At 49.8% G+C, this 13,199-nt stretch carries 14 protein-coding genes; 3 read left to right on the forward strand and 11 right to left on the reverse strand.

From position 1 onward, the window contains the following. Position 1 precedes the first annotated feature (1 nt). Positions 2–949 (forward strand): hypothetical protein, encoded by a 948-nt coding sequence (locus GBK04_RS08655; protein WP_152758668.1) that lies wholly within the window; start codon positions 2–4, stop codon positions 947–949. 565 nt (positions 950–1,514) lie between these two features. On the opposite strand, the gene GBK04_RS08660 is transcribed toward GBK04_RS08655, so the two are convergent. The 11 genes from GBK04_RS08660 to GBK04_RS08710 all read right to left on the reverse strand — a co-directional run bounded on the left by GBK04_RS08660 (position 1,515) and on the right by GBK04_RS08710 (position 11,748). After that, complete coding sequence (locus GBK04_RS08660; RefSeq protein WP_373330837.1) at positions 1,515–2,048, reverse strand: hypothetical protein; 534 nt, start codon at positions 2,046–2,048, stop codon at positions 1,515–1,517. An 80-nt stretch (positions 2,049–2,128) separates the two neighbouring features. Next, complete coding sequence (gene ffh / locus GBK04_RS08665) at positions 2,129–3,451, reverse strand: signal recognition particle protein (RefSeq protein ID WP_152758670.1); 1,323 nt, start codon at positions 3,449–3,451, stop codon at positions 2,129–2,131. A gap of 197 nt (positions 3,452–3,648) precedes the next feature. Then, a complete protein-coding gene (locus GBK04_RS08670; protein WP_152758672.1) occupies positions 3,649–4,851 on the reverse strand; it encodes a thioredoxin family protein in 1,203 nt (400 codons plus the stop codon). A gap of 163 nt (positions 4,852–5,014) precedes the next feature. Continuing rightward, entirely contained in the window at positions 5,015–5,920 is a 906-nt protein-coding gene (locus GBK04_RS08675) for a transporter family protein (protein ID WP_152758674.1), read from the reverse strand. A gap of 2 nt (positions 5,921–5,922) precedes the next feature. Then, complete coding sequence (locus GBK04_RS08680; RefSeq protein ID WP_152758676.1) at positions 5,923–6,945, reverse strand: cytochrome-c peroxidase; 1,023 nt, start codon at positions 6,943–6,945, stop codon at positions 5,923–5,925. Positions 6,946–6,997: 52 nt separating this feature from the next. Next, a complete protein-coding gene (locus GBK04_RS08685) occupies positions 6,998–7,807 on the reverse strand; it encodes an MbnP family protein (RefSeq protein ID WP_152758678.1) in 810 nt (269 codons plus the stop codon). A 42-nt stretch (positions 7,808–7,849) separates the two neighbouring features. Beyond that, entirely contained in the window at positions 7,850–8,959 is a 1,110-nt protein-coding gene (locus tag GBK04_RS08690; protein ID WP_152758680.1) for a cytochrome-c peroxidase, read from the reverse strand. A gap of 140 nt (positions 8,960–9,099) precedes the next feature. Continuing rightward, positions 9,100–9,501 carry a hypothetical protein gene (locus tag GBK04_RS08695; RefSeq protein ID WP_152758682.1) on the reverse strand — a complete coding sequence of 134 codons (402 nt, stop codon included), beginning with the start codon at positions 9,499–9,501 and terminating at the stop codon, positions 9,100–9,102. 81 nt (positions 9,502–9,582) lie between these two features. Then, on the reverse strand, positions 9,583–10,011 hold the full coding sequence (locus tag GBK04_RS08700; RefSeq protein ID WP_152758684.1) for an ABA4-like family protein: 429 nt from the start codon (positions 10,009–10,011) through the stop codon (positions 9,583–9,585). A gap of 34 nt (positions 10,012–10,045) precedes the next feature. Further along, positions 10,046–10,741 carry a hypothetical protein gene (locus GBK04_RS08705; RefSeq protein WP_152758686.1) on the reverse strand — a complete coding sequence of 232 codons (696 nt, stop codon included), beginning with the start codon at positions 10,739–10,741 and terminating at the stop codon, positions 10,046–10,048. A 671-nt stretch (positions 10,742–11,412) separates the two neighbouring features. Beyond that, positions 11,413–11,748: a hypothetical protein gene (locus tag GBK04_RS08710; protein ID WP_152758688.1), complete on the reverse strand. Its 336-nt coding sequence runs from the start codon at positions 11,746–11,748 to the stop codon at positions 11,413–11,415. 208 nt (positions 11,749–11,956) lie between these two features. Here GBK04_RS08710 and GBK04_RS08715 point away from each other — a divergent pair, with 208 nt between their 5' ends. Beyond that, a complete protein-coding gene (locus tag GBK04_RS08715; protein ID WP_152758690.1) occupies positions 11,957–12,637 on the forward strand; it encodes a MotA/TolQ/ExbB proton channel family protein in 681 nt (226 codons plus the stop codon). Between the two features lie 149 nt (positions 12,638–12,786). Beyond that, on the forward strand, positions 12,787–13,179 hold the full coding sequence (locus GBK04_RS08720) for an ExbD/TolR family protein (RefSeq protein WP_373330838.1): 393 nt from the start codon (positions 12,787–12,789) through the stop codon (positions 13,177–13,179). Positions 13,180–13,199 lie beyond the last annotated feature (20 nt).

Genomic DNA, 13,199 nt, shown 5'->3' on the forward strand with positions numbered 1-13,199 from the left:
CATGCTCATCACCAATCCCCTGACCCCGACCGTATCGCCCAAAACTATTCCTGAACGGATAAAATCCAGGCTTCAAAACGATATTCGTCTTTTTTTTCGGCGGCGGATTCGCCAACAAATAATGCCCTTATTACCCAAGTACCCGGCAAGCCAAAAAGGTTCTACACTGCACATGCTAGTAGGGGAACGCGACCACGAAATGGCCATCATCACAGCGTGCCTGTTTAATTATCATACCAATCACGCGCATCGCTTCGTATTTCATGACGATGGAAGTCTTTCTGAACGGGCGATTGAACAGTTTCAAGAGTTTTTGTCGGGAACCCGCATAATAGGACGCCGCGAGGCTGATGAAATAGCGCAAGAAAAACTTAAAGCGTTTCCCCGTACCCTCGCTTACCGTTACTCCCACGTAATGGCCCTGAAATTAATTGACGTAAAACTCTGGGGGCAAGGAGCCAGAATCGGTTATATGGATTCTGATATTCTTTTCTTTAAAAATCCTGAAGCTTTCGTAGATACTCTCGTAAAACAGCGGGATTTCAATTATTTCAACCGCGACATCGAGGATGCGTATGTTACTGAACGGGAGGTTATTGTTCAAGAATTGGGCTATGGTCCAGCTTCTCGCATCAATGCCGGCCTGTGGGTAATGAACGCAAAAGACATCTGTTTGGAGCAAATTGAGATGTGGCTCAATCATCCATTTTTTGCCTCCTATGCATCAAATTATCGTTTGGAGCAGACTTTTATTGCTATGCTCGCTCAACGCTCAGCGGAAGGTGTACGGCACCTGCCAGATACATACAATGTGGACTTTTATAAACCGGTGGAGCAGAATGTATGTAAGCACTACGTGGGTCGAATCCGTTATGGTTACGAACTCGAAGGCTTAAGTTACGTACTAAAAAAAGAGGATTTGAAAAAGGAACGTCGAAAAGCCCTATGAATTTACATAGATCAATAAGCTGGAATGATTCTCAAATCCTTCCAGCTTATTGATCTATGTATTTTTTAGTTTAACGCCCCACTCTGGAAGTTCAAGGATGACGCTAGGTTGCGGATCTTTTAAAAAAATGAGTTTTAGTCCTATTAGGGAATTTGATTTAGCTCCATTTCATGTAGACTAACATGAATATGTCCAAAATCAAAAGATGATATAGCATCACCAGAATAGCATTAGCGCTGACGAAGTGCGTTAAGTTCATGTGCTGCTGCATGAAGAAGATTCCGCCTGGAATTCTCGGTAAATAACGATTCAACAGTTGCAAAACCACGCGTCCTTTTCAGGTTATGACATCCAAGAATTCAGCATTCATCACCAACAGCACTCCATCCACCTAGGTATAGTACAAGGATTATTTGTCGTTCAGGCCACTGTGAAACTCTTGGGCTCTTGTATCGTTCTGTTATGTAGTGTGATACGCTGGATTTTGGCTTTGTAATACTTTTCTGCTTTTTGAGCCCTTACTGAAATTATCGTAGATAAAAATATCAGTATAAGGTACCTTAAGCTAGTTCTGCTCATTAAATTCCTTCTCCCTTTTCCGAAACACATACACCACCCCAAAGTGGCTTTTCAGCACGCCGCTGGCAAAATCATCCTTCACGTAAGGGTTCACTTCCAGCGCTACCTGAATCTGGCGGTTTTGGGCAAAAGGTGCGGCCCGCACGCCGAAGTTGATGGAATAGCCATCTACGGTCAATAGTTTTGCTTTGGGATCGGCGATGCGGTAGAGTGGATTGACCCGCAGGCCACCGCCAAGGTACCACTGTGCTACCTCACCTCTTTTCAAATTGATTAACGGCAGCAAATCCACACTCAGGCTGCTGAACAGCGAGTTGGTCTGCACGCGGGTATCGAGCCAAATGGCTTTTTGGGGGTTGGTACCGAACGAAAGCAATCCGCTCCACGGATAATACCCTATTGACCCCTGGGCGTGGGTACCATACGAAAATCCAATGAAGAGCAAAACGAGCAGGATGCCTTTTTTGATAAGGTTCTGTGAGGACACAGGCCACGGATAGGCCCATTTTCCATTTTCCATTCTCAATTTTCAATTAACATAAAAAACCTCCGAAGATACTGAAATCTCCGGAGGTCGGTATTTCCTGAAAAGCAAACCACCTAACGCCGTATGGCTTTCTTCAAGGCTGCGGGCGTTTGCATGGTGTTCATTTTCTTCATCATGCGGCGCATTTCGTCAAATTGCTTCAGTAGGTTATTGACTTCCTGAATGGAGGTACCACTGCCGTTGGCAATGCGTTTCTTACGGCTGCCGTCGATGAGGCTCGGAGTTTCGCGCTCTTTTTTGGTCATGGATTGGATAATGGCCTCGATGGGCTTGAACGAATCGTTGTCCACATCCAGATCCTTCATGGCCGCGCCCATGCCGGGAATCATGCCTACGAGATCCTTGATATTGCCCATTTTCTTGATCTGTTGTAGCTGCCCTAGAAAGTCGTCGAAATCGAACTTGTTCTGGCGCATTTTAGCGTTGATGCGCTTGGCTTCGTCTTCATCGAAGGCTTGCTGCGCGCGTTCCACCAGCGAAATCACGTCACCCATGCCGAGGATTCGGCTGGCCATCCGGTCGGGGTAGAAAGCGTCGAGCGCTTCCATTTTCTCACCCGTACTGATGAATTTAATGGGTTTCTCCACCACCTGACGGATGGATAGCGCCGCCCCACCGCGCGCGTCGCCGTCGAGCTTGGTTAGCACCACCCCGTCAAAATTCAGGCGTTCGTTGAAGGTTTTGGCCGTGTTGACAGCATCCTGTCCCGTCATGGAATCCACCACAAACAGAATTTCAGTCGGTTTCACCGCTTTCTTGATGTCCTCGACCTCCCGCATCATCACTTCGTCCACGGCCAGGCGTCCGGCCGTATCCACGATCACAATTTTCTTGTTGGTCTTGCGGGCGTGGGCAATGGCGTTGGTAGCAATCTCTACCGCACTCTTGTTATCAGGCTCGGCGTATACTTCCACCCCGATCTGTTCGCCCAGTACCTTCAGCTGCTCGATGGCCGCCGGCCGGTAAATGTCGCAAGCTGTCAACAGTACGTTACGGCCCTGCTTTTTCAGCATCATGGCCAGCTTGCCCGAGAAGGTGGTCTTACCCGAACCCTGCAAACCCGCGATGAGGATCACGGCGGGGTCGCCCTTGATGTCGATGCTCTCGGCCTGTCCGCCCATCAGTTCGGTCAGTTCCTCCTGCACGATCTTGACGAACATCTGTCCCGGTTCCACCGAAATCAGAATCTTGCGATCCAGCGCTTTTTCCCGAATGCGGTCGGTGATTTCCTTGGCAACCTTGAAGTTCACATCGGCGTCTACCAGCGCGCGGCGTACTTCTTTGGTCGTGGCGGCCACGTTAATATCCGAAATCCGGTCCTTGCCTTTCAAGGTACGGAAGGCGGTGTTCAATTTATCTTGTAAGCTTTCAAACATGGGTCAATTGTTACGGCGGGGCGTCCCCGTGGCGGTCGCCCGCGCGATGAGTGAATGTCGGAATGAGTGAATATTTCTTCCAGGAGAAACTCAATTCACCTTTTAATCCTGACAAAGTTAAGAAAAAGACGTGCAAATCATTTCATAAGCTTTGAGCGTCACGAGGCTTTCCCTTGATGGTTAAGCTTTCTTCCATTTCATAACTTCTTCCGCTTGATGCGTTTGAGCTTTTCTTCTTGATCGGCCAAGCTCTCGTCGTTGCTGTTTCGGGCAATTTCCACGGCCCGGGTTTGGGCGGCTACTGCGTTTTCAAAATCGCCCTGTTTGTAGAGCAAAGAGGCGTAGTGGCTTAAAAGAACAGAATTCTGCTCCTTCTCGATAACGTCCGCGACGCAGTCGCATACCTTGGTGAGGCGGTCTTTTTTTACATACTCACTGTACAGCCAACAAACGCTGGATAATCGGTCGATGGCCTTCTGATAAGCTTCGGGATTAGCTCGCTGGCTATCGGCTGAAAGCGAAGGTATGATTTCCTGCTCGAGGTATTGTTCGGCGGCATCGGCCAGTTGGTCAAAATCTCGGGTGGCAGCGGAAAAATCCATCGTGTAACGTGTCTTGAGTTCGCGCGCCTTTTCGGAAACTTCGACGGAATCCACGTAGGTCAGTGCTTTTTGGAAGAGCTTTTTGTCCTTCTCTTCCTGCGCCCGAACGACGGTATTGCTAATAATAAATTCGATTTTATTCTTAATGTTGGGGGTACCTTTCTGCATCAACAGCCAGTCGAAACCTTTTCCTTCCGTCCATTGTGTGTTCTCGATCACCACCCGCTGCCAGTGGGGAAGTTGAAGCGAATCATCCGGCATTTTTTTCAAAACCTTTTCCAGCAAATCATGCGTGGGTAGGTTATAGATCCGACGGAATTTGAGGTAGGTATATACCAGGTCAACGTTGCGGTTTCCCTGTTCGTAAGCATTTTCGTATAGGGTAAAAATCCGGCCGTTTTCGGTAGCCTGCATCGCCTGATTGGCCTCCACAATAAATTCCGGTACTGGCCTAAAACCGATGAAGCTATGCACCAAATTGCCATCCGCATCCATGAAAAGGCCCGTCGGAAAAGCGTTTACCCCGTATTTGACAGCCAGTGCCCGCCCCTGCGATTCGGCATCGGCTTTGTAGCTTACAAAAAAAGCATTCATGCGCCGTCCCGTTTCCCGATCGCTGAATACCTGGCTGTCCAGCATTTTGCAGGGGCCGCACCAAGTGGTGTATACATCCACAAAAATGAGTTTCTTTTCTGCTTTGGCCTTGGCTTTTATTTTCTCCCAGGAAGCTTTCTCAAAATCGATTTGCCCAAAGGCCGTAAACCCAGTACCTAGAATGAGTAGAATTATGCGGAACATTTTCGTGCAGTTAAGTTGTGTATATATGCCTAATAGATAAGCAAATAAAATAACTTTTGCAGAAAAACAAAATAACAAAAAAATATAGTTACAATAAAATAACACCTAGCTTCTCCACCATTTGGTTGTAGCGCCCTCAGGTGCGAAGCCTGTGGACGCACCCTCAAAACAGCCACACCACCTGCACCAGCGCCCGCGCTTTGCTCACAACTTCGCCACCCGAAAGATTCTGCGCCAAAGGCTTTTGATAACTTACGCCCGCCGTCCAGCGGTTGGCAAACAGTGAAACACCCGCCGTGCCGTTGAGCAGGTCGCCGCCTGATTCATGAACGGTTTTTCCATCCTGCCTACCGTAGGCCGAATGCTCGGCGTACAAGCCCAGGTGCGGCATAACGGACAGGGTACCCTTCGTGAAAGTCCGGTACACATCCACGCTACCGTAGGTTTGGTTGCCGAAGCGGTAGCCGCGGGCGTTGGTAGTGTTCAGTTTGTGCGAAGTCGTTAGCAAGGTACCCCATTTCCCTGCGGTCAGAGTATAGAAAGCATTCACAATAAAATCGGTACTGCCCGTGCCGGGCTGGAAATTGGCGTTGGCAACGGCCAGCGGATCGTTCTCGTCGTAGCGGAACCGACCCGTGGGTACCTTCACGCCACCGCCGAGTTGCAGACTGTGGTTGAATCGGTGATTTTCTTCGCTATCCATGAACGTATTCAGCACGTTGTAGTTGACCAGCACCGTGGCGTCGCCCAAGCCCCGTTGCTTCTTGACGCCGCCCTCTACCAGCTGCTCATCCATCCGATAGGGCAGAAAAACCATCGCCTGCACGCGCTTGGCCGGATAAAACCGCCCGTACAGTTCGGTGATCCGGAAGGTTCCCTCGGTGCGAGAATAAAAACTGGTGGGATGCGTCTCAAAATTCAGGTGCGAATAGCGCAGACCGACCATGGATTTGTGCGATTGCGGCATCAGACCAAAGTAGGAGCCGCTGTTGGCACAGCCGCACATGTCGCAGGCCTGGGAAGGTACCCCCATGCCTAAGGCTGCTATTACAAAAAGTAGTTTTTTCATCATCAGGGAGTTGAAAATCGTTTGTCTTTCAGGAAAGTATCATCCGTCAGCGTTTTGAGAAAGGCGATTACCTGCCGCTTTTCTTCGGTCGAGAGCGCAATGCCCCGCTGTCCGTTTTTTATCAATAAAGAATCGAGATTGGGGGTACCCTGCACGCCCTCCGCGTAGTGATCCAGGACGGCTTCCAGCGTGTAAAAACGCCCGTCGTGCATGTAGGGGCCAGTCACGGCCACGTTGCGCAGGCTAGGTACCCTGAATTTGTTACGGTCGGCTTCGTTTTCGGTGATCCGGTAGCGGCCAGCGTCATCGCCCTGAATGGTGAGGCCGTTGTTGCGGTAGCTGCGATCGGTGAAAAGTTCGCCCGCGTGGCAGCTAGCGCATTTTTGCTTAAAAACCGTCAGTCCCGCCGCTTCGTCTGGCGTCAGGGTACCCCCTTCATTGCGCACAAATTTATCGTAGCGCGAATCCGCCGATACCAGCGTGAGCATGAATTGCGAGAGTGATTTCAGAAACCTGGCTGACGTGATTTCTTCCGAACCGTAGGCCCGTTTGAACATCGCTGGATAGCGGGGTGATTTTCGTAGTTTTTCGAGTACGTTGCCCGTTTTCTCATCCATTTCCACCGGATTTTCGATGGGCGCAATGGGTACGAAATCCAGGTCACCTACCCCGCCGTCCCAGAAAAACTCCGACTCCCAGGCCAGATTCTGTACGGGCAGCGAATTGCGGGTACCCTTTCGGTTGTCGATGCCGTGGCTCAAATCGTGGCCATGATGGGTAAAACCCGACGGCTGACTGTGGCATTCGGCGCAGGAAATCGTCAGATCACGCGAGAGAATGGGATCGTTGAACAGCGCTTTTCCCAACTCAAAACCATCTTTTGTGATTGGGTTCTTCTCCAAATCGTAAAGCGGCTTGGGAAAATTGGCTGGTACCCTGAACAGGATTTCCGGCTCTGTGGACTCCGTAGGGGTACAGCCCACGACCAGCAACAGCAAGAAACCCAATAGTAGAAAGTGCTTCATTTTTGAATCCAGAAAAAACCGCGGGGCGGTATTACTGCCGCCCCGTGATTGCTCAATCATTATGCACATGATCCACCACGAACATCTTCATGTAATTGTCGGCAATCGGCCCGGCCACGGCAGGGTTATGCACGCTGTTGGTCTCGGCCAGCTTGATCGTATTCGGGCCATCAAATACTTTCATAAAATCGGCCACCAAGTGTATCGTAGGGGCAATGTCCTTGCGTACCATAGCTGTACCATTCAGCGGCAGAGTCACACTGCGGAGATTATTGGGCGCTGTAGCTTCACGACCCCCGTAACCACCGATGTGAAGTTCAAAGGCGCGCTTACCCGCCGAATTGAGCGGAACGACGGGTGAGGTACCCTCCATTTTCACAAAAATATAGCCCGAATTCCATGACCAGTACATCCCGTCGTCGCCGTAGGAAGTGGGGTCCAGTACACCGGTGCGGGCCGATATATCGGACACGGAGCGGGTACTGTCCACCCCGATGGTGAAGCTGATCTCACTATAATCGGCAGCGGGTACGTCTTTCAATTCAGGCTCCCAGCTGGTAGGGTCAGACTGGCGGATGAGGAAGTACTGATCCGGGAACTTCACCACGGTACCATCGGCTTTTTTCAACGCTACGTTGCTGATGAAGTAGTTGAACCGGGTCAGCGTAAATTCCTCACCGGAGGCATTCTTATAGGTGGTATTACCCAAAGCCATCTTCTGAGCACCCACGCGGTTATCGAATTCCAGCGTGACGCTATTTTTGTCATGGGTACCGACGGGTTCTACATCGTCGTTAGTACAGGCCAGCATCAGGGCCGAGGCAAAAACAGCGGCCAGTATGGAGTTAATTATTCTTTTCATTATCGTAAGAATTCTTTTTTATAAATTAAGTTATTTGCAGCCTTACAGACTGGGAAACCCGTCCGGTTCGGCGAAGCGTTTGTCTTTTAAAAAATCAGTATCCGTTAGTGTATTGAGGAAAGCAATGAGTTTTGTTTTTTCATCCTCGCTCAACGGGATCCCCAGCGAGCCATTGGCTTGCCGGAAAAAAGGGTCCAAAGTAGGGCTGTCGATCATGCCGCTGTCGTAAAAATCGAGTACTTCGCGCAGCGTCTTGAAGCGGCCATCGTGCATATAGGGTAGCGTAGCGGCAATATTGCGCAGACTGGGTACCACAAATTTGAAGCGGTCGGCGGCCTGCCCCGTAATCCGGTAGCGGCCTTCGTCCACCACCACGCGCACCATAGGCTTTCCATCCACATATTCTACCTTGGTACGTTCGAAAGGCGACAGGCCATTGTTGCGGAAACTCTGGTCGGTGAACAATTCGCCCGCGTGGCAGTTTTGGCACCCTTTGCTGGCAAACAGTTTTTGTCCTGCCAGTTCGTCGGCCGTGAAGGTCGCGGCGTTCTCCTTCCGCACCACCTGATCGTACTTGGTGTTGGCCGATACCAGCGTGAGCATGAATTGCGTGAGCGATTTCAGCATCTTTTCGGAAGTGATTTCTTCGCTTCCGTAGGCGGCTTTAAACAAAGCAGGATAGGTTTTGCTGCCTTGCAGTTTCTTCACCACATTATCCATCGTGTCGTCCATTTCGTCGGGATGTTCGATGGGGAAAATCGGCTGTTCGTCCAATTTCTCGATACCCCCATCCCATTGAAAGCGCCGCAACCAGGCCAGGTTCTGCAGGGGTAGCGCGTTGCGTAGGCCCGTGCGGCCGCCGATACCGTGGCTGATGTCGTGCAGGTGGTGCGTGAAGCCGTAGTACTGCCGATGGCACTCGCCGCAGGCAATGGTACTGTCGCGCGACAGAATGCCATCGTAAAAGAGCGTCTTACCCAAAGCTACCCCGGCTTCCGTCGGTTGATTGCTATCGATCAGATACACCGGCTCAGGAAAGTTAGCCGGACGTGCAAACAAAGGCTTCTCCTCCGCCGGAGCGGGAGGAGGATTATCCTTGGGCTGACACGCCACGATGAGCAATCCGAGAAGCAGTACGAGTGATGCTTTCATAAAATAGCCAGTGGCCATTAGCTGATGGCTTATAGCTTTTTGAAGTGAAATCAAATACGGGAGCGGCAGAAATTGCGCTAAACAACAATGCAATCCGCAGAATATTTCGGCGGAAAAAATCAGAAAGTGAGAAGAAAAAATCAGCCTAACTGCGGGGGATGAAAAACGCCCGACAGAGATGCATTAGGGAAGAAAGAGGAAACGTAATAAAAAGAAGAGGGTACCTGTTCGTCAAACGCGTAATCAGGAGCGGAAAAAGAGGCAAAGAAAGTCTGGCAATCGGTGATGTTTTCGAGCAGCTTGAACATAAAATTACGCTCAGCCTGCTGCTGTTCCTGCTTTTGTACGGCGGCCAGACGGATAGCTAGATAGCACTTACCGTCGCAGTGGAGTTCAGGGCGGTCTTTATTGACGCAAAAATTGTCGATGATGAATTCCTTGCGAAGCTCGAAGTCGAGGTACAACAGCGGCATCACCCATGCTTTGATACACAGGAGCAACAAAAAGCCAACGGCCACGCCTTGTTTTAACGATTGCTTCACAACATGAGTAACGCCTGGTGATCGGGCATTCGTATTTTTACAGGGCAAAGATAAACGCTAAAACGAGCGAAAGGTACCCTGCTAGCTCAGTTTTTTGATTTTCACCGTCCTGATGATCCAATACAGCAACAGGCCGATGGGCCCCAGCATAAAGCAGAAGAAAATGGGTACCACCACCCACCAGTGCGGGATTCCGCGTTCCTGCGCATCGCGCATCACGACGCTTCCCACGACGAGGTCGAAGGCCAGGTAGTGAATCCAGCCCGCCAGCATGACACCATCGCCCCCATTCTGGAACAGACCTTGCACCCCTTCCAGGGTACCGAATGCACCGAAGTCGATAGGCCCGCCCGCAAAAAGATAGTAGGCATACAATACGGCCAGAATCACCGGAATCAGGAAAGATTTTACTAAAAATTGGGTAACAAACCAGCGCGGGGCAAAAGCCATCAGCAGCCACTGCGGCAGGACGATGGTACTGGCGATCTGAAATACCTGGTCGGGCGTCATGGGAGGGAGGGGTTTAGGTTGTACAAATATAGGTTCAGCGTTCGGGTCGGAAGCGGTAATGGAGTTGCAGGGTGGTACCTCCCGACACGATGAGGTTATAGCTTGCGGGTACGTTTCCTATTCCCGGATAATAAGGCGTATATCCTTCGCCCGTTAACCGTTGCTGAAAACTTACGCGGGTAATCCAACGCAGCATCCATCGAGAATTTGGAAAAAAATCGTAGGCAAAGTAAGGTTCTCCCCCAATTCCGGCATTGACGATTTCCCGGGTTTCTGTGTAGTCGCCAAAAGTCGGGCCCCTGAAACGCAAAGCGGTGCGATAGTGAACATACGTAACGATGCCCAACAGCCCGATTTTGGTATGGTTGCCCCTAAACACTGCCCATTCCTTTCCTCCTTTGCCATACCAGCCCCAAAACTTGTTATTCTCCTCTACGTCGTTACTGTAATATATTTCGCCCTTCGCGTAGCCCAGCAAACCGACCCAACTTTGGTCTGGATTTAGTTTCTTGCGGAAGGTACCCTCGAAAATAAGTCGGTTGCGCAGCTCACCTCCCATGATAAGTGCCGCATGATTACCCAGCAGCAAAAAAGGAATATTCCTGAATACATCTATTCCCACGCTGAATTCTTTGGATGGAGGAACAACAGCCGAATCAGTAGCGGTTGTGCTATCGCTACGTATGCGCTGCGCTGATACGGATAATGCGAGTACATGCCCAAGAATCATCAAAAAATATGTCCGGTTTAGCATGGAGTACTTATCTACGATTGCTAATATTCACCCTGATTCCTGGCCCACCATATTGCTTGTTGATGACCACAGGCCCCCGGTACGATCCAAACTCAACCCATACACTCTCAAAGGTGCTTTTGAAGCTTCGTCCTTCAATATCGACATAATAGCCGCACTTGCTATCCGTATCGAATATCCGCTCGTAAAAGAGTGTCAATGTGTCTGTTCGGTTAGCGGCGTAAAAGATAAAGGTAGTACTGTCTTGCAAGAGCGAGATTGGGTATTGGCCGTGCCTAGACCAGGATAGATATGGTTCGTATTGCCTAAAAACTGAATCAGATTTGGCACCTAAAGCGCTCACTTTTTTTAATCCGTACAAAGAATCGAAGCTCATATTGAACTCTACCGTCGGCTCCGCTCGGGGTCCGCAGTCGTAACAGCTTACCACTGCACAAGATAGAAGTAAGAAAAGGGAAATAGAGGTAAACCGTTTCATTATCTGATGTGAATTAGTGGCCTGGGCAGTCGAGAGTTAAACTTACACAGAAGTGGCTACCGTTGAAATACAACGACAATAATTTAACAAGAACTTCTTTCTCGTGATGGGGTGGGTAAGTTAGAAAACAAATCGGAGTATTTGGAAACCCCCTATTGCTCAAAAGTCCTCACAAAAAAGCCCGTTTCATAAAGGCACCCATAAAGCTCCCTGCCAGGGTAGGTACAGCGGCCAGGTAGGTGGCAAATTTGGCTACATCGGGACGTTCGGCAACTACAAAGCCGCTAAACACGTAGTAACCAACGAAAATCACGACAACCTGCATTAGAGCCAACGCCCAGCCTTTTTTGGGTTCCAGCCAACCCAGGCCCACGCTGAACAGCATATTGAACAGGAAAGGTACGTGCACGCCCTCGCTTCGGAACCCTGAAAAAGAGATAATCAGTCCACTGATTGCGGCGATAAAGAGGTTTCGGATAAAGGCGGGTGTAAAAAATGAGCTCATGGCTGGGAAAGACGTCAATTGGGTAGGTCAAAGGTATTATACCCGTTGCGAAAAAAGGAATTGCAAAAGCAAAATGCGCGCCCGAGGGTATTTTTTCTATCTTTGGAGCTTGAACAATAAGGCCCAAGTCCAGCCGTTTATTTCAGAAGTCACTCTGCCGGCTGTGGCTTAGTCCTTTTCACGTATCACTATTCACTTTTACTCCATTATGATGCTGCTGCAAGCACTTACCGATTCTACTATGGCTGCCCCGGTGGCGGATCAGGGCCTTTCCCTTCTTGACTTGTTGATGAAAGGCGGCTGGGTAATGCTGCCACTCGGTTTCCTGTTCCTGGTAACGATTTTCCTGATGGTGGAGCGCTGGATCGGCATCAATGCCAATGCCAAAATCGAAGATTCGTTTGTGGATAATGTGAAGGATTTTATTCAGCAGGGCAACCTCAAGTCGGCCGAGTCGCTGTGCCGCAATCAGAAAAACGCCGCCGGACGCATTCTGGAGCGCGCCACCGGACGCATCGGGTACCCTATCAAGGATATCGAGACGACCATCGAAAACGCCAGCCAGATCGAGTTGCAGCGGATGGAGGGCAACCTGTCCTACCTGGGCGTCATCGCGGGTATCGCACCCATGCTGGGTTTTGTAGGTACCATTGCGGGAATCATCCGGATTTTTTATGATATCTCCATTTCCAACGATTTCAATATCAGTACCATTTCGGGTGGTATGTACGAGAAAATGATCACCTCGGGTTCAGGTCTGATCATCGGTCTGATCGCCTACGCAGGGTACCACCTGCTCAATATGAAGATCGACCGCTTTGCGCTGAAATTACAGATGGCCGCTTCGGACTTCCTGGACGTACTGCAACGCCCCGTCGCTTCGCGGTAGTTTTTAAGCGTAGTTCCTCGTTTAGAGTTCCATGATTTGCAACGCAAATACCGGAACTTGGCCATTAAAACAAATTCAGAAGATATGAATACCAGCATATCGGTTCAGGTATCTCATCCTTCATATCTCATAACTCATATCTAACAGACGTGAAAATACGCAGAAAAGCCCGGTTTGCACCCGAAGTGTTCACGCACTCGCTGAACGACATCATGTTCTTCCTGCTGCTGTTCTTTTTGATCATCTCCACGATGGCCAACCCGAACGTCATCAAGCTGATGCTGCCCAAAGCATCGTCGTCGCAGCAGGTCTATAAGAAGCAGATCACCTTGTCGGTGGACGAACAGAAGAATTACTACATTGATAAGGACCCAATTCCGGTTGGACAACTGGAATCGCAGTTAGCCTCCATTTTTGCCAATGTGGAGGAACGTACCGTGGTACTGCGGGTAGATAAGAATCTGGCAGTACAGGACCTGGTAGACGTACTGGAAATCGGCGCCAAGCTGGATATCAAAATGGTAATGGCTACGGCGCGTTAAAAAGATTCTCACCCAATCTT

This window comes from Salmonirosea aquatica (genome assembly GCF_009296315.1).
GTDB lineage: Bacteria > Bacteroidota > Bacteroidia > Cytophagales > Spirosomataceae > Salmonirosea > Salmonirosea aquatica.